21 protein-coding genes and 1 pseudogene are annotated in these 22707 nt (G+C 70.1%); 8 read left to right on the top strand and 14 right to left on the bottom strand.

What is annotated here, in order from left to right:
- Positions 1–2: 2 nt before the first annotated feature.
- Together hrpA and A5757_RS13790 are read right to left on the bottom strand one after the other, a co-directional pair.
- On the bottom strand, positions 3–3908 hold the full coding sequence (hrpA, locus tag A5757_RS13795) for an ATP-dependent RNA helicase HrpA (protein ID WP_066835038.1): 3906 nt from the start codon (positions 3906–3908) through the stop codon (positions 3–5).
- A gap of 95 nt (positions 3909–4003) precedes the next feature.
- On the bottom strand, positions 4004–4900 hold the full coding sequence (locus A5757_RS13790) for a mycobacterial-type methylenetetrahydrofolate reductase (protein ID WP_066835037.1): 897 nt from the start codon (positions 4898–4900) through the stop codon (positions 4004–4006).
- A 166-nt stretch (positions 4901–5066) separates the two neighbouring features.
- Here A5757_RS13790 and A5757_RS13785 point away from each other — a divergent pair, with 166 nt between their 5' ends.
- Positions 5067–5456, top strand: coding sequence for an MmpS family transport accessory protein (locus A5757_RS13785; protein ID WP_066835182.1), 390 nt, complete (start codon positions 5067–5069; stop codon positions 5454–5456).
- On the opposite strand, the gene A5757_RS13780 is transcribed toward A5757_RS13785, so the two are convergent.
- Complete coding sequence (locus tag A5757_RS13780; RefSeq protein WP_066835180.1) at positions 5446–6072, bottom strand: pyridoxamine 5'-phosphate oxidase family protein; 627 nt, start codon at positions 6070–6072, stop codon at positions 5446–5448. The genes A5757_RS13785 and A5757_RS13780 overlap by 11 nt on opposite strands.
- Before the next feature lie 39 nt (positions 6073–6111).
- On the opposite strand from A5757_RS13780, the gene A5757_RS13775 reads away from it, so the two are divergent.
- Complete coding sequence (locus tag A5757_RS13775) at positions 6112–7782, top strand: FAD-binding dehydrogenase (RefSeq protein ID WP_066835035.1); 1671 nt, start codon at positions 6112–6114, stop codon at positions 7780–7782.
- 2 nt (positions 7783–7784) lie between these two features.
- Positions 7785–8756: a GGDEF domain-containing protein gene (locus tag A5757_RS13770; RefSeq protein WP_066835033.1), complete on the top strand. Its 972-nt coding sequence runs from the start codon at positions 7785–7787 to the stop codon at positions 8754–8756.
- Between the two features lies 1 nt (position 8757).
- Here A5757_RS13770 and A5757_RS13765 read toward each other — a convergent pair whose 3' ends face one another.
- Positions 8758–9897, bottom strand: coding sequence for an NAD(P)/FAD-dependent oxidoreductase (locus A5757_RS13765; protein ID WP_066835031.1), 1140 nt, complete (start codon positions 9895–9897; stop codon positions 8758–8760).
- 100 nt (positions 9898–9997) lie between these two features.
- On the opposite strand from A5757_RS13765, the gene A5757_RS23185 reads away from it, so the two are divergent.
- Positions 9998–10153 (top strand): hypothetical protein, encoded by a 156-nt coding sequence (locus A5757_RS23185; protein WP_156618393.1) that lies wholly within the window; start codon positions 9998–10000, stop codon positions 10151–10153.
- Here A5757_RS23185 and A5757_RS13760 read toward each other — a convergent pair.
- Positions 10144–10875, bottom strand: coding sequence for a hemerythrin domain-containing protein (locus A5757_RS13760; protein WP_066835029.1), 732 nt, complete (start codon positions 10873–10875; stop codon positions 10144–10146). The two genes, A5757_RS23185 and A5757_RS13760, sit on opposite strands and share 10 nt — an antisense overlap.
- A 177-nt stretch (positions 10876–11052) precedes the next feature.
- Between A5757_RS13760 and A5757_RS13755 the strand changes: the two genes are divergently transcribed.
- Complete coding sequence (locus A5757_RS13755) at positions 11053–11964, top strand: manganese catalase family protein (protein ID WP_066835027.1); 912 nt, start codon at positions 11053–11055, stop codon at positions 11962–11964.
- Between the two features lie 84 nt (positions 11965–12048).
- Entirely contained in the window at positions 12049–13446 is a 1398-nt protein-coding gene (locus tag A5757_RS13750; RefSeq protein WP_369815950.1) for a YdiU family protein, read from the top strand.
- Between the two features lie 3 nt (positions 13447–13449).
- Here the strand turns inward: A5757_RS13750 and A5757_RS13745 are convergent, their stop codons facing one another.
- The 3 genes from A5757_RS13745 to A5757_RS13735 all read right to left on the bottom strand — a co-directional run bounded on the left by A5757_RS13745 (position 13450) and on the right by A5757_RS13735 (position 15372).
- Positions 13450–14385, bottom strand: coding sequence for a CoA ester lyase (locus A5757_RS13745; protein WP_082929465.1), 936 nt, complete (start codon positions 14383–14385; stop codon positions 13450–13452).
- A 64-nt stretch (positions 14386–14449) separates the two neighbouring features.
- Positions 14450–14710, bottom strand: a complete 261-nt coding sequence (locus A5757_RS13740) for a hypothetical protein (RefSeq protein WP_066835021.1) — start codon at positions 14708–14710, stop codon at positions 14450–14452.
- The gene (locus A5757_RS13735) at positions 14707–15372 is read right to left on the bottom strand and encodes a TetR/AcrR family transcriptional regulator C-terminal ligand-binding domain-containing protein (protein ID WP_308195072.1); all 666 of its coding nucleotides are present in this window, start codon (positions 15370–15372) and stop codon (positions 14707–14709) included. Before A5757_RS13735 ends, A5757_RS13740 begins: the two co-directional genes overlap by 4 nt.
- A 53-nt stretch (positions 15373–15425) precedes the next feature.
- Between A5757_RS13735 and A5757_RS13730 the strand changes: the two genes are divergently transcribed.
- Both A5757_RS13730 and A5757_RS13725 read left to right on the top strand, forming a co-directional pair.
- Positions 15426–16088 (top strand): hypothetical protein, encoded by a 663-nt coding sequence (locus A5757_RS13730; protein WP_066835015.1) that lies wholly within the window; start codon positions 15426–15428, stop codon positions 16086–16088.
- Positions 16089–16092: 4 nt separating this feature from the next.
- Positions 16093–17167, top strand: a pseudogene (locus A5757_RS13725) (M42 family metallopeptidase).
- Here the strand turns inward: A5757_RS13725 and eccD are convergent.
- The 6 genes from eccD to A5757_RS13695 form a co-directional block, all read right to left on the bottom strand.
- A complete protein-coding gene (gene eccD / locus A5757_RS13720) occupies positions 17164–18702 on the bottom strand; it encodes a type VII secretion integral membrane protein EccD (RefSeq protein ID WP_082929464.1) in 1539 nt (512 codons plus the stop codon). The pseudogene A5757_RS13725 and the gene eccD overlap by 4 nt on opposite strands.
- The gene (locus A5757_RS13715; protein WP_066835011.1) at positions 18699–20165 is read right to left on the bottom strand and encodes a MinD/ParA family protein; all 1467 of its coding nucleotides are present in this window, start codon (positions 20163–20165) and stop codon (positions 18699–18701) included. The genes eccD and A5757_RS13715 overlap by 4 nt, the downstream gene beginning before the upstream one ends.
- A gap of 96 nt (positions 20166–20261) precedes the next feature.
- Positions 20262–20546, bottom strand: coding sequence for a WXG100 family type VII secretion target (locus A5757_RS13710; protein ID WP_066835009.1), 285 nt, complete (start codon positions 20544–20546; stop codon positions 20262–20264).
- A gap of 30 nt (positions 20547–20576) precedes the next feature.
- Positions 20577–20882, bottom strand: a complete 306-nt coding sequence (locus A5757_RS13705; RefSeq protein WP_066835007.1) for a WXG100 family type VII secretion target — start codon at positions 20880–20882, stop codon at positions 20577–20579.
- An 89-nt stretch (positions 20883–20971) separates the two neighbouring features.
- Positions 20972–22303 carry a PPE family protein gene (locus A5757_RS13700; RefSeq protein WP_066835005.1) on the bottom strand — a complete coding sequence of 444 codons (1332 nt, stop codon included), beginning with the start codon at positions 22301–22303 and terminating at the stop codon, positions 20972–20974.
- A 46-nt stretch (positions 22304–22349) separates the two neighbouring features.
- Positions 22350–22643 carry a PE domain-containing protein gene (locus A5757_RS13695; RefSeq protein ID WP_066835003.1) on the bottom strand — a complete coding sequence of 98 codons (294 nt, stop codon included), beginning with the start codon at positions 22641–22643 and terminating at the stop codon, positions 22350–22352.
- Positions 22644–22707: the final 64 nt, after the last annotated feature.

Genomic DNA, 22707 nt, shown 5'->3' with positions numbered 1-22707 from the left:
CGTCAGCCCGTGATCGCGTCGATCGCCCGGTAGATCCGCTGCTCGCTGACCGGCCGGGGGGTGCCGAGTTGCTGCGCCCACAGGCTGACACGCAGCTCCTCGATCATCCGGCCGATGTCGCGGACGTCGTGGGCCGCGGCCCGCGCCGGCGACAGCGACGCGCGCAGGTCGTCGTAGGCGGCGGTCACGTCGTGCACCACCGCCATCCGCTCCCGGTCGGCGCCTATCGCATGCGGTAACCGCTCGAGCCGGCGACCGACGGCCATCAGATACCGCGTCAGATCGGCGAGATGGCGGGCGCCGGTGGCCGTCACGAATCCGGCAGGCAGCACCGCCGCCAGATGCGCCCGGACGTCGGCGATCGACTCCGACTGCGCCGGAAGCGGTCTCGCCGGTAACGCGACCTCCACCTGCTGGGCCGCGACGAGCACCTTCTCCGTGCGACGCACGACGTCCAGCGTCGTCGGCACCAGCGACCGGCCCACCCGCTGCGCCTCGGCGGTGAACGCCTCGCGCGTCCACACCGGCGCCGTCACCAGGACGTCCACGGCTGCATCGGCGCAGTCCTCGATCAACGCCGCCAGCGACCCGTCGGGGTTGGCGCCCAACGTGAGTCGCTGCCGCATGTCGAGGCCCCGTTCGACCTGCTTGACCGGTGAGGGCGCCGACAGCCGCAGCAGCCGCCGCAGCCCCGGCCCCATCGCCGCGTCCTGTTCGGCCGGGGTCGGGAACACCCGCAGGTCGACCGCCTTGCCGGCATCGACGAACGCCGGATGGCCGCGGACCCGGTGCGCGCCGGAGGTGTTCTCGACCATCCGCGGGAGTTCGGCGAGATCGTCGGGCCACGACCGTAATCCGGTGCGCTCCAACCCGTCTGCTACCGCCTGGGCGACGGCTTTGCGCACCGGCGCGGCGAGCTGCTCCTGCAGATTCTCGAGGTCCTTACCCCGCGCGACCTCGGCCCCGTCGGCCTCGACGGCGAACGTCACCCGCAGATGCGGTGGCACCTTGGACAGATCGAACGCCTCCAGCGGCACCGTCACCCCGCTGCGCCGCCACAGCTCGTGCTGCAGACTCTCCAGCAGTGGGCCGCTGCCCGGGTCCATCGTGCGCAACACCTCGCGGGCGGTGTCCGGCGCGGGAACGAAGTTGCGCCGCAACTCCTTCGGCAGGGCCTTGATCAACGCGGTGATCAGTTCCTCGCGTAACGCCGGGACGTGCCAGGCGAAGTCGTCGCCGCCGAGCCGCGACAGCACCTCCACCGGGACGTGCACCGTGATGCCGTCGTCCGCTGCGCCCGGTTCGAAGCGGTACGTCAACGGCAGCGAGAGATCGCCCGCCTGCCACGCGTTCGGCAGTTCGTCGGCATCGTCGGCGCGCAGCAGGTCCGCCCGGGTCATCGTCAGCAGGTCCGGAGAGCGGTGCCGCTCCTTGCGCCACCACGCGTCGAAGTGTCGCGCCGACACCACGTCGGCGGGGATGCGGGCAGCGTAGAACGCGAACACCTCTTCGTCGCCCACCAGCATGTCGCGCCGTCGCGCCCGCTCCTCCATCTCCTCGAGTTCGGCACGCAGCCGGGCGTTGTCGCGGAAGAAGTGGTGTTTGGTCTGCCAGTCGCCCTCGACCAGCGCGTGCCGGATGAACAGCTCACGGGCGAGTTCCGGATCGATCTGCGAGTAGCCGATCCGGCGGCGCGCCACCAGCGGCAACCCGTAGAGCGTGACGCGTTCGTACGCCATCACCGCGCCGCGCTGGGCGTCCCAGTGCGGTTCGCTGTAGGTGCGCTGGATGAGGTCGCCGGCGATGCGCTCCACCATCTCCGGTTCGATGCGGGCTGCGTTGCGGCCGAACAGCCTGCTGGTCTCCACCAGATCCGCCACCACGATCCAGCGCGGCGGCCGCCTCGTCAGCACCGACCCGGGCGCCAGCACGAACCGGGTGTTGCGCGCCCCCTGGTAGTCGCGGGCGTCGCCGTCCCGTAATCCGATGTGGGAGAGCAACCCTGACACCAGCGCGGCGTGGATGGCGGCCGGATCGGCGGGTTCGTTCGACTCCCGGATTCCGAGGTCAGCGGCGATGCTGCGCAGCTGGCCGGTCAGGTCCTGCCATTCGCGGATCCGCAGGTAGTGCAGGAATTCTTCTCGGCACATCCGGCGAAAAGAGCTGCTGGAGCGTTCGTTTCGCTGGTCCCGGAGATACCGCCACAGGTTCAGGTAGGACACGAAGTCGGAGTGCTCGTCCTTGAACCGCGCGTGCTTCTGCAGCGCCTGGGCCTCTTTGTCGACGGGCCGTTCGCGCGGGTCGGGGATCGACAGCGCGGCGGCCAGTACCAGCACCTCGCGCACACACCCCTCGGTGTCGGCCTGCAGGATCATGCGGCCGATGCGCGGATCGAGTGGCAGTCGCGCCAGCCGGCGTCCGATGTCGGTGAGCCTGCCCTCCCGGTCGAACGCGCCGAGCTCCTGCAGCAGTGCCACCCCGTCGCGGATGCTGCGCTTGTCCGGCGGATCTAAAAAAGGGAAGGGCACGGGACCCTCTAGATCACCGAGACCGAGCGCGGACATCTGCAGGATGACCGCGGCGAGGTTGGTGCGCAGGATCTCCGGATCGGTGTAGCGCGGGCGCGAGTCGAAGTCGGCTTCCGAGTACAGCCGGATGCACACGCCGGGGGCGGTGCGCCCGGAGCGGCCGGCGCGTTGGGCCGCGGACGCCTGGGAGATCGGCTCGATCGGCAACCGCTGCACCTTGGTGCGCCTGCTGTAGCGGGATATGCGCGCGGTGCCGGGGTCGACGACGTAGCGGATCCCCGGCACCGTCAGCGACGTCTCGGCCACGTTGGTGGCCAGCACGACGCGGCGGCCATGCCTGCTCGTCGAGAACACCTTCTGCTGTTCGGCGGTGGGCAGCCGCGCGTAGAGCGGCAGCACCTCGGTGTCGGCCAGCGCCCCGCGCAGCACCTCGGCGGTGTCGCGGATCTCGCGCTCCCCCGACAGGAACACCAGCACGTCACCGGGCGGTTCGGCCTCGAGTTCGCGCACCGCGTCGACGATGGCGTCGGTCGGGTCCCGCAGTTCGGTGCGAACGACCTCGTGGTCCGGGTCGTCGGGATCGTCGCCCGACGCGTCGACGACGGGGACCTCGAGAGGGCGGTACCGGATCTCGACGGGGTACGTGCGGCCGGACACCTCGACGATCGGGGCGCCCGAGAAGTGCGCAGCGAACCGCTCCGGCTCGATGGTCGCCGAGGTGACGATGACCTTCAGATCGGGCCGCCGCGGCAGCAACTCGCGCAGATAGCCGAGCAGGAAGTCGATGTTGAGGCTGCGTTCGTGGGCCTCGTCGAGGATCAGGGTGTCGTAGCGCAGCAGACGGCGGTCGCGCTGGATCTCGGCGAGCAGGATGCCGTCGGTCATCAGCTTGACCAGCGTGCGGTCACTGGCCTGATCGGTGAACCGCACCGTGTAGCCGACGGCGTCGCCCAGCGGCGTGCCGAGTTCGTCGGCGATGCGCTGGCCGACCGTGCGCGCTGCGAGCCGCCGCGGCTGCGTGTGGCCGATGGTGCCGCGGATACCCCGACCGAGCTCCAGACAGATCTTGGGCAGCTGCGTGGTCTTGCCGGAGCCCGTCTCGCCGGCGACGACCACCACCTGATGCTCGGCGATGGCCTTGGCGATGTCGTCGCGGCGTTCGCTGACCGGCAGATCCGGATAGGTGATCGCGGGCACGGCCGCGGTGCGGGTGGCGATCAGCGCCTCGCCGGTCACGATCTGCCGCTCGATCTGCGCGAGTTTCTCGGCCGTGAGGCGACGGTCCTTGAGGCGGCGCCCGAGCCGGGACGCGTCGCGGATCGTCAGGCCGTCGAGACGCCGGCGCAGCGCACGCAACTCCTCGCGGGACGGTTCGGACACTCGCGCCAGGATAGGCGGTCCGCCACCGCGTTCACATTGCAGTCAGATCGTCCCGATCGCCGGATCGGCGATCTGGGTGCAAACTCAACGCGAGGTCAGCCGGCGCGGGTCGGCGACCAGTACTCCAGCATCTCGGCGAGCGTCTCGAACGCCGGCGTCGACACCCCGTAGGTGACCTCGAAGTGCAGGCTCAGCGGGAATCCGAGCTCGCCGACCCCGTCGATCACCCGCTTGTACAGGTCGAGCAGCATGCGGCGCTTCTCGGCGGGCTCGCTGGCGGCCAGGGACTTGACGAACTCCTGCTCGGCGGCGACCGCGGGATTGCCCGGATCCTGGATCAGCCAGTTGATCAGCCCGACGCGGCTCTCCATCTTCGGCACGAACCCGAACGACAGCAGGATCTCCGGCCGGAACTCGTTGTTCGCCGCGAACTCGGCCAGGTAGTCGACGATGGCGTCGGAGTACAGCAGCTGCGTCATGCCGTAGGTCGCGCCCTGCTTGCACTTGAACGTGAAGCGGCCCTGCTCACCGTCGCGGGTCGGAATCAGGATCGCGCCGCGGTTGTCGACGAGGTTCTCGTAGAGCGACAGCGCATCGGTGGGCGCGACCCCGCCGCCCTCGCCGTCGTTCATGGTGCGCGGGACCCCGACGAACGCGATGCCGTCGAAGCCGGCGGTACCCAGTTCGGTCAGCCGCTGCCGCAGCGCGGGCTCGTCGAGGAACGCGGTGACCTGCGTACACAACCCGCGGACGCCCGGCAGTTCCGGCTGGATGATCTGCCAGAAGTCCAGCACGTCCATCTTGGGCTTCATTTCGATGGGACGACCGCTGTCCTCCTCGATCATCCCCGGGATCATGACGTGTCCGATGCGGCCCTCGATACCGGCCTCGGCCGAGCAGCGCAGCACCTTGTGAGCGTCCTCGAGCGCATGCTCGCGGCCCCGGTCGACGTTGGGCGGCACGAGTTCGAGCGCGACGGTGTTCAGGGGCAAGGTTGCTCCTTCTACGGCATGGCTGAGAATCGGCCGTCTCGGCCGTTCTCCCCCCGGAAAGCGATCACGATACCGGTAGTGCCTGGTCGTCGCCTGTGTCAGGGCTCGTAAGCCGACGGGAGGGCCGCACGTCTTCCGTAGGATGGGGGCACCGCAGGAGGCCCGGATGACGCAGCGTGGTGACCGTGTCCACACCGCGGTCCGCGCCGTCCTCCTGGTTGCTCTGCTGGCCGTCGCCACGACCGCCGCGTACACCCTGCCCCACGAACCGCCCGCCGTGGTCACCGTCGCCTACGAGGTGACCGGCGCCGCCGGGCACGTCGAGATCCGCTACGAAGACGCCGACGGCGCGCTGTCCACCGCGACCCCGGAGACCCTGCCCTGGCGGCGACAGTTCACCGTCCCCGCCGACGCCCGGTTCGTCTCGTTGAGCGCAGGCCGCACCGACGCGTCCTCGGCCGACGTGACCTGCCGCATCATCGCCGACGGCAGACTGATCGCCCTCGACGGGCTCAGCGGCGGCTACACCCAGTGCACTGGCGCGCTCACCCGCTGATCAACCGCCGCACCGACGGCGGGACCGGTAGCGCCGAGTCGCTGACCGGCGCGCTGTAGCGGGTCTCGACGGGAACCACCCCGGTCCAGGCCGCGCCCTCGGCCGCCGGCCCACTGCGGGCCTTGGCCAGCCACTGCCCGTCGACGATGCGGACCGCCAGCAGCAGCGTGGCGGCCACCTCCCTGGCCGAATGCGGCGGGCACTCCTCGACGCGGCCGGGGATGAGGCCCTCGGTGAAGCGGTCCAGCAGCGCCGGCGACTCCTCGCGGGGGACGACGGTGGCCACACCACGCACCACCGCGGAGCGGTAGTTCGCCGAGTGGTCGAACTGGCGCTCTGCGATGACCAGCCCGTCGAGCACGAACGCGCTGACACACACCTTGGCCCCGTCGGCGATGTGGCGCAGCGCCCCCGCACCGGTCGACCCGTGCAGCAGCAGCCGGTCGCCGTCGCGGGCCACCAGCATCGGCACCGCCCACGGCTCGTCGCCGAGCACCGTCGACACCGTGGCCACCGCGCACTCGTCGAAGACGGCGTGCAGCAGCGCCAGATCCGCCGCGCGGTCCGGCTTGCGGGTCAGTCGACTCAGCGGTGATGTGGTCACAGCGCCATTCATCCAGGCCGGCGCGGCGGCGGCAACCGATATCTTCAATGCATGGACGCTGACGTCATCGTGGTCGGCGCCGGGCTCGCCGGCCTGGTCGCCACGCACGAACTGACCCGCCGCGGTAAGCGGGTCGCGGTCGTCGATCAGGAGAACGCGGCGAATCTCGGCGCTCAGGCGTACTGGTCGTTCGGCGGGATCTTCCTGGTCGACAGCCCCGAGCAACGCCGGATGCGCATCAAGGACTCGTTCGAGCTCGCTTGGAGCGACTGGCAGGGCAGCGCAGCGTTCGACCGCCTCGACGACGAGGACGTGTGGGCGGCGAAGTGGGCGCGCGCCTACGTCGAGTGGGCGGCCGGCGAGAAGCGCGACTACCTCACCGGCCTCGGCATCTCGTTCCTGCCGACGGTCGGCTGGGCCGAGCGCGGCGATCTGCGCGCCAACGGGCACGGCAACTCCGTGCCCCGGTTCCACGTCGCCTGGGGTACGGGCACCGGCGTCGTCGAACCGTTCACCGATTCGGCGCTCGCTGCCGCGAACCGCGGCCTCGTGACGTTCCACCATCGCCACCGGGTTGACGAACTCGTGTTCACCGACGGCGCGGTCACCGGGGTGCGGGGTACCGTGCTGGCCCCGGACGACGCCGTGCGCGGCGCGCCGTCCAACCGGGAGGTTCGGGGCGAGTTCGAGATGTCGGCCCAGGCCGTGGTGGTCACCACCGGCGGTATCGGCGCCAACCACGAGATCGTGCGACGGTTCTGGCCGGCCCGGATGGGCACCGCACCGTCGTCGATGATCACCGGCGTCCCCGCTCACGTCGACGGCCGGATGCTCGACATCGCCGCGGAATCCGGTGTGCGACTGGTGAATCGGGACCGCATGTGGCACTACACGGAGGGCATCCAGAACTGGGATCCGATCTGGCCGAACCACGCGATCCGGATCCTGCCCGGTCCCTCGTCGATGTGGTTCGACGCCCTGGGTCGGCGACTGCCCGCCCCTTACCTACCCGGCTACGACACCCTCGGCACGCTGCGGTATCTGCGGACCACCCCGGAGATCGCCGGCTACGACCACTCCTGGTTCATCCTCACCCAGCGCATCATCGAGAAGGAGTTCGCGCTGTCGGGCTCCGAGCAGAACCCCGATATCACCGCCAAGGACCGCCGCGGTTTCCTCAAAGAGCGCCTGCTGAGCAAGGGCGGCCCCGGCCCGGTCGAGGCGTTCAAGCGCAACGGCGCCGATTTCGTGGTGGCCGACGATCTCGAGACGCTGGTCGCCAAGATGAACGCGCTCACCGAGCAACCGCTGCTCGACGCCGCGACCGTCCGCCGTCAAATCGAGGCCCGAGATCTGCAGGTGGCCAATCCGTTCAGCAAGGACGCCCAGATCCAGGGCATCCACAACTCGCGTCGCGCGCTGGCCGACCGCATCGGCCGCACCACGGCACCGCACCGCATCCTCGACCCGAAGGCCGGTCCGCTGATCGGCATCAAGTTACACATCCTGACCCGGAAAACGTTGGGCGGCATCCAGACCGACCTCGCCTCGCGCGCCATCGGCCTGGACGGCCGGCCGATCGACGGCCTGTACGCCGCGGGTGAGGTGGCCGGCTTCGGCGGCGGCGGGGTGCACGGTTACAACGCGCTGGAGGGCACCTTCCTCGGTGGCTGCATCTTCTCCGGTCGCGCGGCGGGCCGCGCGCTGGCCGACCGAGTCTAGTGATGGCGACTCACGCCGTGCGCTTCGACGAGACACTGCGCCGCAAGATGCTGGTCTCCTATCTTGCGGCCGTGCTCGTGCTCTATCTCGTGTCGGTGGTGTCGGCGTACTGGCTCGAGCTCCCGCCGTCCGACGCGCGCGGTGAGGTTCTCGCGATGCTGCTGGCGCTCGCCGGGCTTTCGGCGGCCTGGCACCCGCCACTACGCGGTCGTCGGTATGTCGGGGCGCTGCTGTGCGTCATCGGGGCGCCGGTGGCGGCGGTGCTGTTTCACCATCAGATCGCCGCCCAGGTCTGGTCGGTCGTGCCGTTGATGTTCATCGCGATGTTCATCCGCACCTGGCACAGCCCGGCCGCGACGCGGATCGCCGTCGCGGCCATCGCAGCGGTGTCGGCCACCGCGCTCATGATCGCGCCGGCACCGGTCCCCACCCTCTGGGTGGTGCTGTACGCCCTGTGCATCCTCGGTGCCGCCGAGGTGTTCGGAATGGCGAATACGGCGCTGCTGAACGCAGCGCTGCGGGATCCGCTGACGTCGGTGTGGAACCGGGCCGGCATCGCACGACAATCGCAGCGGATCACCGCCCGCGCCCGACGCCGGGGTGAAGCGATCGCCGTCGTCGTCCTCGATGTCGACGACTTCAAACTCGTCAACGACCAGCGCGGGCACACCGCGGGTGATGCGGTGCTGTGCGATCTCGCCGAGAAGTGGCTGCAGCGGTTGCCGCAGCCGAGTGTCATCGGCAGGGTCGGGGGTGACGAGTTCGTGGTCGTCTTGTCCGGCTACGGCGATGACGAAGCCCGCTCCGTTGCTGCCGAACTCGTCGACGGGCACGCCGTGGGCGTGACATTCGGCGTCGCCGTCGGCCCGCCCGACGAGGGGGCCGTCGACGCGTTGTTCGCGTTGGCCGACGAAGATCTCTATCGACGCAAGGGCGACCGTGCCCTCGAAGCCGGACGCGACGCCGTGGGATGACTCAGCGCGTCAGGTACCGCGCCACGTCGGCCGCGATCGGGCCGGCCTGCAACCGGTATGAGCGCAGCGGCCCGATGAGCGGCTCGTCGTAACCGGCGAACCATAAACCCGGTGCCGCGCAGGGCAATCCGTTGACCGACGGATGGCCGTGGGTGTCGAGGACGCCAAGATGTCCCACCAGCGGCTCGAGCCCCGGGTGGTACCCGGTGGCGGCGATGACGACGTCGGCGGTGACGCGGGATTCGTCGGCGAGGACGATCTTGTCGGCGTCGAAGGATTCGACCGCCGGGACGACGCCGATGCGTCCGTCCCTGATGCGGGCCACCAGCTGGTCGCCGATCGTCGGGACGTGTCCGTCGTCCAGCAGTGCGCGATAGATGCCCTTGCCGGGTGCCGGCACACCGTGTGAGGACAGATCACCGAACCGGGCGCGTTGCAGCACCGCCGCCGCACGGTCGAGCACCGCCACCGGCAGCCGGCGCAACACCGGCGTCGCCGCGTCGATGGGCAGACCGGCGGTCGAACGTGGTACCAGGTGCGGCGGCGTGCGGACCGCCATCCGCACCCGCTCCGCCACCCCGGTCAGCTGCACGGCGATGTCGGTGCCTGAATTGCCCGGACCCACCACCAGCACGTCGCGGCCCACGAACGGCCACGGGTTGCGGTAGTCGGCGGAGTGCAGGATCTCGCCGGTGAAGCCGTCCATGCCGGGCCAGGGCGGCAGCGCCGGCGTGTGGTAGTTCCCGGTCGCCACGATCACCGCCCGCGCGTGCACGGCGCCGTCCTCGGTGGTCACCAGCCAGCGGCCGTCGTCGCCGTCGACCCGGACCACCGTGACGCCCAGCTGCAGCCGCAGATCCTGCCGCCGCACATAGTCGTCGAGGTAGCCGACGATCGCGTCGCGCCCGGGCCAGCGGCCGTGCCGGCGCGGGATGCGCTGGCCAGGCAGATGCGACCAGAACCCGCAGGTGTTGAGGCGGAAGCCGTCGTGGCGGCGACGCCAGGACGATGCGGGCGCATGCGCCCTGTCGACGACGAGCGCGTCGATTCCGCGTTCGTGGCGCAGCTGCCGGGCGATGGCCAACCCGCAGGGTCCGGCGCCGACGACGATCACGTCCTCGTCGTGCAGGTCGGTGCCCATTCCGTCGGGTGTTCCCCGTCATGGGCCGAGTTATGCCGCGTTTCCCGACGGTGGCGCCGGGTAGCCCTTGGCGCAACACCACAACGACGCAGGAGGATTCGTGAGTTCACCAGAGCCGACGCAGGACGCCGACCAGACCGACGAGGGCCACACCGGCCAGCAGATTCCCTCGGCGAGCCCCGGGTATTCGACGCCGCCGCCGGAGGGGGTGCGCGATGCCGAGGACCAGGGCGCCGCAACTCCCGATCAGTCCTGACCCTGCTCGCTCCGGCCGGGCCGGGTGCTCGGGTCCTCGCCGCGGGTGAGCGGCGGCACGTGTTCGATGACGCCTGCCACCCGCGCGAGGCCCGCGCTGGCCGAGCCCAGTAGCGCGCCCGTCCGTCCGGTCGACCGGCGTGCCGCCCGGTCCAGTTGATCGCGGGCGCGGTCCAGCACTGTCAGCGGTGCGGCCGCCGCGACGTTGCCCGGCGGCCGTCGCGCCACGACCGGATGCGGCCGGGTCGGGGAGATGCGCCGCACGGCCTCCCATGCCCACCCGAGCCGCACCAGCGTGTCGCGGTCCAGCGCGTCCTGAAGCATCGGCAGCAACCGGTCCTCCTCGTCCCGAACATCCTCACGCAGCAGCGATTTGATGCGCTCCCAGAGCCGTCGATGCTCCGGGTCGTCCGGCCGCAGCTTCTCCAGTTCGGTAAAGAGTTCGTTGATCTCCTGGTGCTCGCGTTCGATCTCGAGGGTGAGGGGTTCACCCTGCGGAACCCACTTCCGGATCGCCGGCCACAGCACCGACTCCTCGGCGAAGGCGTGCGGAAACACCAAGCGGCACAACTGGGTCAGATGATCCTGCCGGGTTGCGCCGTCGGACTCGTCGATCCGGTGCAGCAGCCGGTCGAGCTCGACGTGGTCGCGTTTCTGACGCGTCAGCACGCTGTGCGGCCCGCCCAGGTCGTCGGCGGTCTGGTCGGCCAGAGATGTGCCCATGCGGGACTCCTTTCGTGCGCTCGGCGAGTGCCCCCGCAGACCGGGTTGAAACGCGTGCGCGCCCATGTTTCGGGGTGACCTGCCCGGGTATCGCGGGTGGACCGTTCAGAGGCGTGCGGTCGTCGGGCGCGGTGATGGATCGCGGCCCTTAGTCACTAAAACCATTGGAGCGCGTTGATGTTTCGCCATACCGATTACATGCAATTCGACGTCAAGCCCGAGAAGCCCGATCCGGTCTACGCCCGCAAACTGCAGGAGCTGCTGGGTGGCGCCTACGGCGAGATGACCGTGACGATGCAGTACCTGATGCAGGGCTGGAACTGTCGCATGAAGGGCAAGTACAAGGACCTGATCATGGACATCGCGACCGAGGAGATCGGTCACGTCGAGATGATCGCGACCATGATCGCGCGCCTGCTGGAGAGTGCTCCCGCCACCGACGCCACCGAGAACGCACTGGGCGATCCGGTCGTGGCCGCGGTGATGGGCGGAATGGACCCGCAGCAGGCCATCATCTCCGGCGGCGCACCGACGCTGTCGGACAGCCAGGGCGTGCCGTGGAACGGCCGCTACGTGACCGCATCGGGCAACCTGCTGGCCGACTTCTACGCCAACGTGACCGCCGAGGCGCAGGGCCGCGTGCAGACCGCGCGGCTGTGGCACATGACCGACGACCCCGGCGTCAAGGCGATGTTGAAGTTCAACCTCGCCCGCGACACCTACCACCAGAACATGTGGTTGGCCGCGATCGAGGAACTGCAGGCCGACGGGCTGGAGAAGGTCGTGGCACCGGACGATCTGTTCGACGAGGAGTACACCGAGCACGCCAGCACGCTGTGGCATCTGTCCGACGGCGCCGACGCCGACAAGGGCCGTTGGGCGCACGGACCCCTGCCCGACGGTGTGCACACCGGCAAGTTCCTCGCCGACCCGCAGCCGCTCGGTGACCGTCAGTCCGGCCCGCCGCCGGACCCGAAGCTCTACGTCACCTACGACGGCGCCATGGGCGAACCGCGCACACCGTCGTTCGGCACCGAGAAGGGCGTCATGGGCAAGCTCAAGGACGCGATCGATCCGGACAAGACCTGACGTGCTCGTAGGCTGGATGAGGTGAGCGTTTCCTCCCTGCCTGCCCTTGTGCTCGACGACCGCTTCGCGCGGGCACTGCCGGAGATGGCGCTGCCCTGGCGAGCCGAAGAGGTCCCGGATCCGCAGCTACTGGTGCTCAACGAGCGCCTCGCCGCGGGACTGGGTCTCGACGCCGACTGGCTGCGGACCCCCGAGGGGGTCCGTCTGCTGGTCGGCAACTCGGTTCCCAGCGGCGCCACCCCGGTGGCGCAGGCCTACGCCGGACACCAGTTCGGCGGCTACGCGCCCCGTCTGGGGGACGGCCGTGCCCTGCTGCTCGGGGAACTCGTCGACACCGAGGGACACGTCCGCGATCTGCATCTGAAGGGCTCCGGGCACACCCCGTTCGCCCGCGCCGGGGATGGCCTGGCCGCCGTCGGCCCGATGTTGCGCGAGTACATCGTCAGCGAGTCGATGCACGCCCTCGGCATCCCGACCACCCGGTCGCTGGCGGTGGTGGCGACCGGACGTCGCGTGCAGCGGGAGACGGCGCTGCCGGGTGCGGTGCTGGCCCGGGTGGCGAGCAGCCATCTGCGGGTGGGCAGCTTCCAGTACGCGGCCGCGTCCGGTGACCGCGGATTGCTTTGCAAGCTGGCCGATTTCGCGATCGAACGGCACCATCCCGAGGCGGCGTCGGCCGACAACCCCTATCTCGCGCTGTACGACGCCGTCGTGGCCGCGCAGTCCGAACTCGTCGCCCGCTGGATGCTCGTCGGATTCGTGCACGGGGTGATGAACACCGACAACATGACGATCTCCGGGGAGACCATCGACTACGGGCCGTGCGCGTTCATGGACGCCTACGATCCGGCAACGGTGTTCAGCTCCATCGATTCCTGGGGCCGTTACGCCTACGGCAACCAGCCGGCGATCGCGGCGTGGAACCTGGCGCGCTTCGCCGAGACGCTGCTGCCGCTGTTCGCCGAGGACGTCGACGAGGCCATCGCGATCGCGGAGCGTTCGCTGGGCGCCTTGAGCACCCGCTACAACGCGGCCTACACGGCGGGGATGCAGGCGAAGCTGGGCGTGGCACACGTCGACACCGACGCCGCCGCATCACTGCTGGCCGACCTGCCGGAGTTGTTGCAGCACAACCACATCGACTACACGTCGTTCTTCCGGGCGCTGGCCCGCGCCACCCGCGGTGACGCCGAACCGGTGCGCGGACTGTTCGCCGACCTCGCCGGTTTCGACGCCTGGCTGCAACGCTGGCGGGAGCTGTCCCCCGACGGCGAGGCCATGGACCGCGTCAACCCCGTGTACATCCCCCGCAACCATCTCGTCGAGGAGGCGCTGGCCGCGGCGACCGACGGGGACCTGGGCCCGGTCGAGCGGTTGCTCGACGCCGTGACCCGGCCGTTCGACGAGCGGCCCGGCTTGGAACGCCATGCCGAACCCGCGCCCGACGACTTCGGCACCTACCGGACGTTCTGCGGCACCTGACGGTCAGAAGTGGTAAGTGTCCGAGGGCGGCGGCACGTGCACGGACTCGTCGTCGAAGTCGGAGACCTCGATGCCGTAGGCCCGCGCCAGGTCGAGGATCTTGTTGGCCCGCGCGATTCGCGGCAGATCCGATCCGTTGCGGATCTCCCCGCCGTCGCGTTCGAACTCCGCGAAGAACTCCTTGGCCCAGGAGATCTCGTCCTGCGACGGCGACAGCCCCTCGTTGACCACCGCGCACTGCTCCGGGGTCAGGCAGATCTTGCCGCCCATGCCGAACTCCGCGGTGACCGCGGTCGCCTCGATCAGCTTGAGCGCACTCGATCCGATGGTGGGGCCGTCGATCGCGCTCGGTAGATGCGCGGCCTTGGCGGCGATGGTGAACCGCGATCGCGCGTAGGCCAGCGTCGCCGGATCGTCCCCGAATCCGGTGTCGCGGCGGAAGTCGCCGATGCCGAACGCCAGCCGGAACGTGCCCTTCGCGGCGGCGATCTCGGTGATCCGCTCGAGCCCGCGGGCGGTCTCCACCAGTGCGACGATCGGCACACCGGGCAGCCGTTTGGCGGTCTCGGCCACGTGGTCGACCGATTCGGCCATCGCCAGCATCACGCCGCCGAGCGACGTACCGCTCAGGGCGTCGAGATCGTCGGACCACCACGGCGTGCCGAAGCCGTTGATCCGCACCCAGTCGGCGTTGCCGGCCGCCAGCCATGCCACCACGTTGTCGCGGGCGGCCGTCTTGTCCTTGGGCGCGACCGCATCTTCGATGTCGAGGACGACGACATCGGCGCGGGAACGCGCGGCCGCGGCGAACCGGTCGGCGTGCGCACCGTTGACCAACAGCCAGCTGCGGGCGAGCACCGGGTCCAGGCGGGACCCCGCTTCGTGCGCGGCGTCGGCGTCGGACGTATCGGAGGAACCCTCGTCATACACGGCGTACATGGTCGCCCACCCGGCTCGGACGGGTCTACAGCGGGTGGGCTTAGGGGTGGGCTTCGGGGTGGGCTCAGTATGGGGACGGCGGGATCGCCCCCGCCGGCGGCAGCGGACCCGAACCGGGCGGTACCGGGAACGGCGCGGGCGTGCACAGGCCGGTGCTCATGTCGAGGTACTTGCCGGGCAGGCAGAACGGGGCGCAGCCGTTGGTCACGCCGGTTTCGCCAGGCAGGCAGGCGGCGCTGACCGCGGGGGTGACGACGGTGCCCGTCGCGACCAGCGCGCCCGCGCAGAGTGCCGCCCCGGCGAATCGTCGCACCATGCGTGTCATGGGTTCGACTGTAGGCGGGCGGCGGCCAGGTCGGAGACCGATCCGCGCCAGACGGTGTCGAGAAGTCGGGTCAGCGCCGCGTCGTCCAGCGCCGGCATGGCGAACATCAGCCGGTGATACGGCGGCGAGAACAGGGCGTCGACCATCACGTCGACGTCGACGTCGGCACGCAGCTCACCCGAGGCGATCCCGTCGAGCAGCACCGCGCGTATCGCGGCGCGCCGCGGCAGCAGCCATTCGCCGAGCAGTGCTGCGGCCAGTTCGGCGTCCGAGCCGGCCGCGGCGATGACGCTGCGGAACAGCGGGCCGGTGGTGGGGTCGGAGAGGATTGCGTTGAGGGCGCGTAGCTGGTGGTCGACCGCCTCCCGCACGGAGCTGCCACCCGGCGGGGTGATCGACGGGCGCATCCGGTCGAGCAGACCCTCCAGCACGATCGCCGCGGCGGACGGCCACCACTTGTAGATGGTGGTGCGGCTGACGGCCGCCCGCTTGGCGATCGCGTCGATGCTGACGCGGGTGTCCCCTCCCGCCAGCGCGAGGTCGGCGGCCGCGCGTAACACGGCGTCGCGCAGTTCGGCGTTCCGCGGCCGGCCGCGCCGCACCGGCGGTGTCGCAGCGATTGCCACGTCCGCGACGGCCCGCGTACCATGATTAGTGGACACTCTGTTCAGTATAATCTCAGGTTTCGGATCGGAAGAGGTTTCAGCGGATAGCCATGGGCATTGCACGCAACAAATCGGTCGTGGTTCGCGCCGCCGTCGGCGCAGCGGTCGTTCTGACGCTCGGCTTGAGCGGGTGTACGCCGAACGGCACGGCTCCATCGTCTCCGTCCTCCTCGTCGTCCTCGTCCGCGGAGACCGGACTGCCGGCGATGGCGCCGACCACCTCGGCGCCGACGTCCGCACCCAAGGAGAACACCGCCGCGACCGACTATTCGCGGCTGCTGGTTCAACCCGGTGACATCAGCACCGCCACCCAGCAGTTCGTGCTGCGCTCCACGGTGCCCAACCGTCGCGGCGGTAAGGGCGTCTCGGCGCTGTTCGTCAACCAGGACGACACCCACGCGGTGGGCGTGACCATCAACGTCCTGCCCGACCCGGCGGCGGCCAAGGCCGCCCTCGACGCGAGCGTGCAGGCCATCGGCAACACCCTCACGGGCGGTCCACCCGCCCCGTCGCCGGTAGGGACCGACGGCACCGTCGTCAGCGGGCTGTCCGCGGACGGCACCAAGGACATGACCGTGCTGCTGTTCACCGAGGGTCCCGCCGTCGCGCGGATCGAGTTCGGCAGCGCCCCGGGCGATCCCGCCGACCCCGACACGGTCACCGACGTCGGCGTGAAGCAGGCCATTGCGCTGCGCGCGGGCCTGCAGAACTAGCCCGGTGACCGAAGGCACCCGCGAACTCCTCCAGGAACTGCTGTGGACCTACGGCCCGTGCGGACAAGAGGACGCGGTCCGCGACGTCTGCCGCCGCGAGCTGGAGCCCTACGTTCGACGAACTGTGGGTCGACGAGGCCCGCAACCTCGTCGGGGTGATTCGCAGCGACACCGGCGACGGCGCGGGCACGCGGCTGACGGCCCACCTGGATGAGCTCTCGATGCTGGTCAAGCGCATCGCGCCGGACGGATCTCTACACCTCACCCCGCTCGGCACCATGTATCCGGGCAACTTCGGGCTGGGACCGGTGGCCGTCCTCGGCGACCACGAGACGCTGACAGCGGTGCTCACACTCGGTTCGGAGCACACCACCAAGGAGAGCCGGCGGATCTGGGAGACCAAACCCGATCAGGGCGATATGGCGCTGGACTGGACGCACGTGTACGTCTTCACCGGACGCACCCCCGACGAACTGGCCGCCGCCGGCGTGCACCCCGGCACCCGGGTGTGCGTGGACCGCAGCAAGCGGCAGCTCTTCGAGTTCGGTGACTATCTCGGGTCGTAGTTCATGGACGACCGGGCGCCGTGCACCGCTCTCCTGCAGACCGCACGCAGACTGCACGAGTCCGGCATGCGGCCCGCCACCGACGCCTACTTCGTGTTCACCACCAACGAGGAGATCGGCGGCGTCGGCGGCTCCTACGCCAACAGAACGCTCCCCGGGGAGCTGACGATCGCGCTCGAGGTCGGACCCACCGAGCAGGAGTACGACACCACGTGCAGCGGCGGTCCGATCGTCGCCTACAGCGATGCGGAGTGCGTCTACGACAAAGACGTCGCCGACCGGCTGATGCAGATCGCCGCCGATCTCGGCCTTTCCCCGCAGGCCGCGGTGCTCGGCGCATTCGAATCCGACGCCTCGCACGCCAAGGCCAGCGGCCTCACCCCGCGCGCCGGGCTGCTGTGCCTGCCGACACTCAGCACGCACGGCTACGAGGTGCTCGCAGGCGGCGCCATCGCCGCGATGGCCGACGTGCTGGTGGAATTCCTGCGACGGCCGGCCGCCGAGCCCGACTAGAAGCGCAGGTTGCGGAGCAGGTCGTAGACGCTGGCGATCCACAGCAGCAGCGGGATCACCGCCGCGATCGCGGCGCCGTCGATCAGTTCCAGGATCCGCTTGGTCACCGGCGACAGCCGGCGCACCCCGTCGGTGGCGCCGATGACGATCAGCGCGACGGCGCCGAGCGCTGCGTAGACGGCCAGCACCAACCAGGCATCGTCGGGATACCACAGGCACAGCCGCACCATCACGCCCGTCGGGACCGCGACCGTCACCGTCAGCAGCGCCCAGGCGCACCAGCGTTCGGCGTACAGCCGGGACCGGAACCCGCAGATGGCCGCGACCAGACCGGCGACCACCAGGCTGTGGACGAAGAAGTGGCCCTGCACCACGACGGCGATGGCGCCGACGGCCAGCGTCAGCGCGCCCGCGGTGAGGAAGCCGATGAGCAGCTTCTTGGCCAGCACACTGCGCTCCTGCAGGCGCGCCGCGGATTCGGGCACCGACGCGATGATCGCCTGCCAGGTCGGCGTCTCCTCGTCGGCGAGTTCACGGGTGGTGACCGGGTCGAGCAGTTCGTCGTTGGAGACGGTCTCCCCGGGTGCGGGGATCGGTGGCAGCGCGATGCGGGCGACCGCGACCGTCAGCTTCGCGGCGTTGGTCACCACGATCAATCCGAACGCCACCGCACCCGCGGGGACCCAGTACGCCCAGCCGTAGCCGTAGGCGACGGCCGCCGCGGTCAGCGCGGTGGCCGCGACAGCCAGGAACGCACCGATCTCGGCCCGTCGGCGGGGGCCGCCGCGGGTGGCGAGGGTGAGCAGCAGCAGTACCGCACCGGCGCCGGCCACCTGCGGGGCGCCCAGCGATCCGACCCCGTGGGGTAACGGCACTGCCAGCGCGGCCGCGCCGGTGAGGGCGGGCGCCGAGGCGACGAGCAGGCTCTCAGCCATGTCGATGTCCGAGAAGCGGCTCTGGGCGAGCAGACTGCCGCCCAGCAGAGCCAGTCCGAACAGCGCCAGTGCCAGCGCCCACCACAGGCTCTGGCCGGTGCGGTCCCAGGTCAGCATGGAGATCGCGGTGATTGCCACCGCGACCGCGGGCACACAGACGCCGACGAAGCGGTGCAGAGCCCTGCGGTCGAACTCCGGGGACTCGTCGAGGACCGCGATCGCGTCGATGACGTCCTCGACCAGCGGCCGATAGCGTTCGGTGCGGCTGACCGACACCAGCGTCAGCAGCGACCCGTCCACCACTCCGGCGTCATCGAGGGATTCGCCGCCCCGCAGCGGCGGCGCACCGGGCCGCGCGAACGACCACACGCCCTGGGCGGCGAAGTCGAACCCGGCCAGCACGTCCTTCGGGGTGTCCTCGAGGATCTCGGCGAGGACGGCGACGGTGTCGTCGATGTAGGTCTCGATCGGCGCCGCCGCCGGCAGCACCAGATCGGTCATCCGCCTACCGGTCAGCACCGTCACCCGGGTGGTGGCCTGCCGCCCGGGGGTGGCGCTCGACCCGCCGGCCGGCGCTGAGCTCGGTGCGGTAGCGGTCAACGGCGTTCGAGCCTGTCGAAGTCGTCAGACAAGGCGGCCGCCAATTCGATGATCCGGCGCTGGAACGTCTTGTCGAGCAGCTCCAGCTGGATCTCGGTGCCCGCTGCGATGTGCTTGTCCCACGGCAGCACGATGACACGGCCGGGCTGCACGTGACGTTCGAATTGCGCAACAAGATCGGCGACGTCGATGTTGGGCTTGCCCGGCGTCACGTGGTTGATGACGACGCAGGACCGGCCCAGCAGATCCTGGTACCCGTTCTGTCGCATCCAGTCCATCGTGACCGCGGCCTGGCGGGCGCCGTCGATGGAGGCGCTGGCCACGATGACCAGCCCGGACACCGTTTTGAGCACGGCGCGGGACGCCGGCTGGAACAGCCCCGCACCGCAGTCGGCCAGCACGAGGTTGTAGTAGCGGGAGACGACGTTGGTGGCGCCCTGCCAATCCTCGTCGTTGAACTCGCGGCGGGCCTGGCTGTACTCCTCGGACGACAGCACCTCGAGATTCGCGCCGTTCATCGACGTGTAGGCGCGGATGTCGTTGTAGCGGGACAGCTCCTTGTCCGACAGCAGATCGGCGACCGTGGCCGCGGACTGCCGACCGGCCCGGTCGGCCAGGTTGCCGCCGTCGGGGTTGGCGTCGATCGCGAGGATGCGGTCGCCGCGGACCTTCGACAGCGCCGAACCCAGCGCGACGGTGACCGACGTCTTGCCGACGCCACCCTTCAGCCCGAGCACGCCGATCTGGTAGCTGTCGCGGGCATTGCGGCGGATCCGCGCGTGCAGGTCCATCTCGTAGAGCTCATCGGGCGACAGCCCCAGGTTGATGCGGGTCAACAGGTAGAGGACGTGCCGCCAGCCGCGCTGCGACGGCATCTTCACCGCGGACTTCACGCCGACGTGGGACAGGGCGTCGATGGCGCGGTGGTTGCCCATCGCGGCGGCCGACGTAGGCGCCGGTTGCATCGGCGGCTGACCGGGCTGCCAGTTCACTTCGAGCGGCGCCTCGGCGAAGTGCTGTGAGGGCGACGGTGCGGGCGCGGGGCGCGGCGTCGGGGCCGGCGCGGAGTGCGGCACCTCGAAGCGCGCGCCGGCGGACGCATTGGTCTGCGGAGTGCGCAGCAGGCCGTTCTGTGGGCGCTGATGCTGCGGGCCCGGTGCGGGCGCCGGGTTGGGCGCGGCGGTCGTGGGCGGGATCTGGTGGGTGATCTCGGACTGCCGCGGCGGCGGCGCCGACTGGGTGCGCGGCGGGGTGATCGGCATCGGCGGCGGGGCCGATGCGGTATCGCTGCGCCCGGTATCGGCCGGGACCGGGGTGGCCGAGGCGCCTGCACCGGCGGCACCCGCAGCGGCGCCGGGGGTACTGCCTTTCAGGATGGCGTCACGATCCACCTGCGTGGTCGCTTCGTCCGGCGTCTGAGCGGCGTCCGGATTGTGGAACAACCGGTCATAGTCGGCCGACATAAGAACCTCTCAATGCTTGATTGATGCGAAACCGCAGAAGGTGGGTGGACACGGCCGGGGTCTTCCCCGCTCGTCCACCCACCTCGCGCGGGGTGATCAGAACATGCCGGTGACGGCCTGCTCCGTGCCCTCCATCGATCCGGTGGCCTCTTCCATGGTGTGGGCCAGGTTCTGCAGCGCGGCGTTCAGTTCGGCCGAGGTGCTGTCCCAGCGGGCCTGCACGGCCTGGTAGGCGTCCGAACCCGAACCACCCCAGATGGACGCCAGCGCGGCGAGCGACGCCTTGCCCTCGTCGAGCAGTCCGTCGGTCACGCCGACGGCGGCCTGGACCTCGCTGATACCGCCGCGGATGGCGCCGAAATTCCATACCTGTTGTGACATTGGTGTCTCCGTTCCTGGTCGTCGGCTGGATCAGCCGTTGATCTGCATGTTGCCGGCGATCGCCGCGGCCTGGTCATCGTCGGTCGAGCCGTACTGCGTGCCCGAGATCGCGATGTTCGACGAGATGTCGTTGAGCGCCTGGACCTGCGCCTGCGCTGCCTCCTGGTAGCGCTGCAACGCCGCCTGCACCGCGGTGCCGGCCTGGCCCTGCCAGATCGCGGTCAGGCCGCCGGCCGTCGACTCGACCTGCGCGCGGACACCCTGCAACTCGCCAGAGATTCGTTCGAAGTTGCTGGCCTCCTTGGCGAGGACAGCAATATCGGTATTCATTGCCATGCTGGATACATTCCTTCTTTTCCTGTGTCCTCACCAAAGGAAATGGCGAGTCTTCCGGCCGTGCGACCGGGAAGTCGGTGTGGTGACGACTACCAGTCGTCGCCTTCGTCCTCGTTCAAGTCGTGCGCCAGCGGCGCCGGTGCGGTCAGCCCCGTCTTGGAACCCCCGCTCTTCGCGGCCTGCTGGGCACCCATCATCGGAGCCATCCCGCCGGCCCCGCCGCCGACCGGTGCCAGGCCGGCCGAAACCACACCCGGTCCGACGCCCGCCCCGACGGGCACCTTCGCGGAGTCGACCTCCTTGCCGACCAGGTTGGACATCAGCGGTGTCTGTGCCGCCGTACCGCCGGCCCCGGGCAGGGACGCCGCCCGCACCAGACCCGAGCCGGAACTCGCGCCCGATCCGCCGGCGAGCGGATGGTTCGACAGCGGGCTCGCCCCGATCAGCCCCATCTGGGCGGGGCGCTCATTCAGCCCACCCAGCTGGCCGAACACCGACGACATCTGCTGCAGCGGCTGCGTCAGCATCTGCATCGGCGTCTGGACCATCTGCCCCATCTGCTGGGGGATCTGGGCGACCGTCGACCCGACCTGCGTGGCCATCTGGACGCCCATCTGCATGCCCTGCTGCAGCTGCTGGCTCGACCCCATCAGCTGGGCCGCGCCGTCCTCGGACTTCTGCGTCGTGCTCTGTGCCTGCTCTCCGGCCTTGTGCCCCACCGCCATCGCCCGTCCGGCACCGAGCTTCGCCGATTCGAGCTTGCCCTGGGCGCTCACCTTGGCGATGACCGCGTTGCGGGCCGCGCCCATCGGGGCACGTGCAGCGGCCTGGGCCGCCGATGCGGCGGCGCCGCTCTCCCCGACGCCGGGGATGACGATCGGCTTCAGCGGGATGATGGGCTCGAACAACAGGTTCATCTGTGTCTCGGCCTGATAGACGTCCATCGCGCCGGCCGCCTGGTTCCACATCCGCACGAAGTAGTCGAACTCGTTGACCCCGATCGGCACGGTGTTGACGCCGAGGAAGTTCGTGGCCTCCAGCACCCCGTGCGTGATGTGGTTCTGTTCGATTTCCGGCAACGGCGGGGTGGTTGCCATCGCGACGGTGTAGGAGTTTGCCTGATTCGTGGCCTGCAGTGCGCGTTTCATCGCCTGCGCCGCCGTGGTGCGCAGCCACGCGATCGTGGGCGTCGTGGCGGCGATCGCGCGCTCACTTGCAGTGCCGCCCCACAGGGACGCGAGGTTGCTCAGACTGGCGGCGAGTTCGTCGGCCTGGGTCTCCAGCAGCAGGGCGAAGCCTTCCCAGCCCGCAGCGGCCTGGAGCATCGGGGCGGGGCCCGCTCCCAGCATCAGCCGAGCCGTGTTGACCTCGGGTGGCATGGCCACCCAGGTCGGGGGAAGGGGGATACCCGAGATTGGCATCTCTTGTTACTCCGCTGGACTCTCCGCTACGCGCCCGGTCGACCTGTCAGAACGTGCTGGCGTTGGCGGAGTCGGTCGCCGCGTACAACCCGGCGATCTCGATGAACGCGGCGCCCGCACGCGACAACTCCTCCTGGGCGAAGGTGTTGATCGCGAGCGTCTCGGCGCCCTCCGCGGCGAACGTCGCAGCGGCCATCGCCGACACCTCGTCCGCGCCCGCGGGCACCAGCGCGGTCACCGCCGCGGTGGCTGCCGTACCGCCGGCCAGGCCCCGGGCGCCGTTTGCGACAACCTGTCCGCCGACACCTGCTGCGCCGGGGTTGTGCTCCAAGGGTTGCATTGCGCTTCTCCTTCTCGAATACCTGCTGAGCGGGACAAACGCCGTGCGATCGGCGAGTGGAATC

Origin of the sequence: Mycobacterium sp. 852013-51886_SCH5428379 (assembly GCF_001665575.1) — a bacterium.
In the GTDB taxonomy this organism is placed as follows: Bacteria; Actinomycetota; Actinomycetes; order Mycobacteriales; family Mycobacteriaceae; genus Mycobacterium.
Note: the sequence above shows the minus strand (reverse complement) of the source record. Positions and strands in the feature narration are given on the sequence as shown.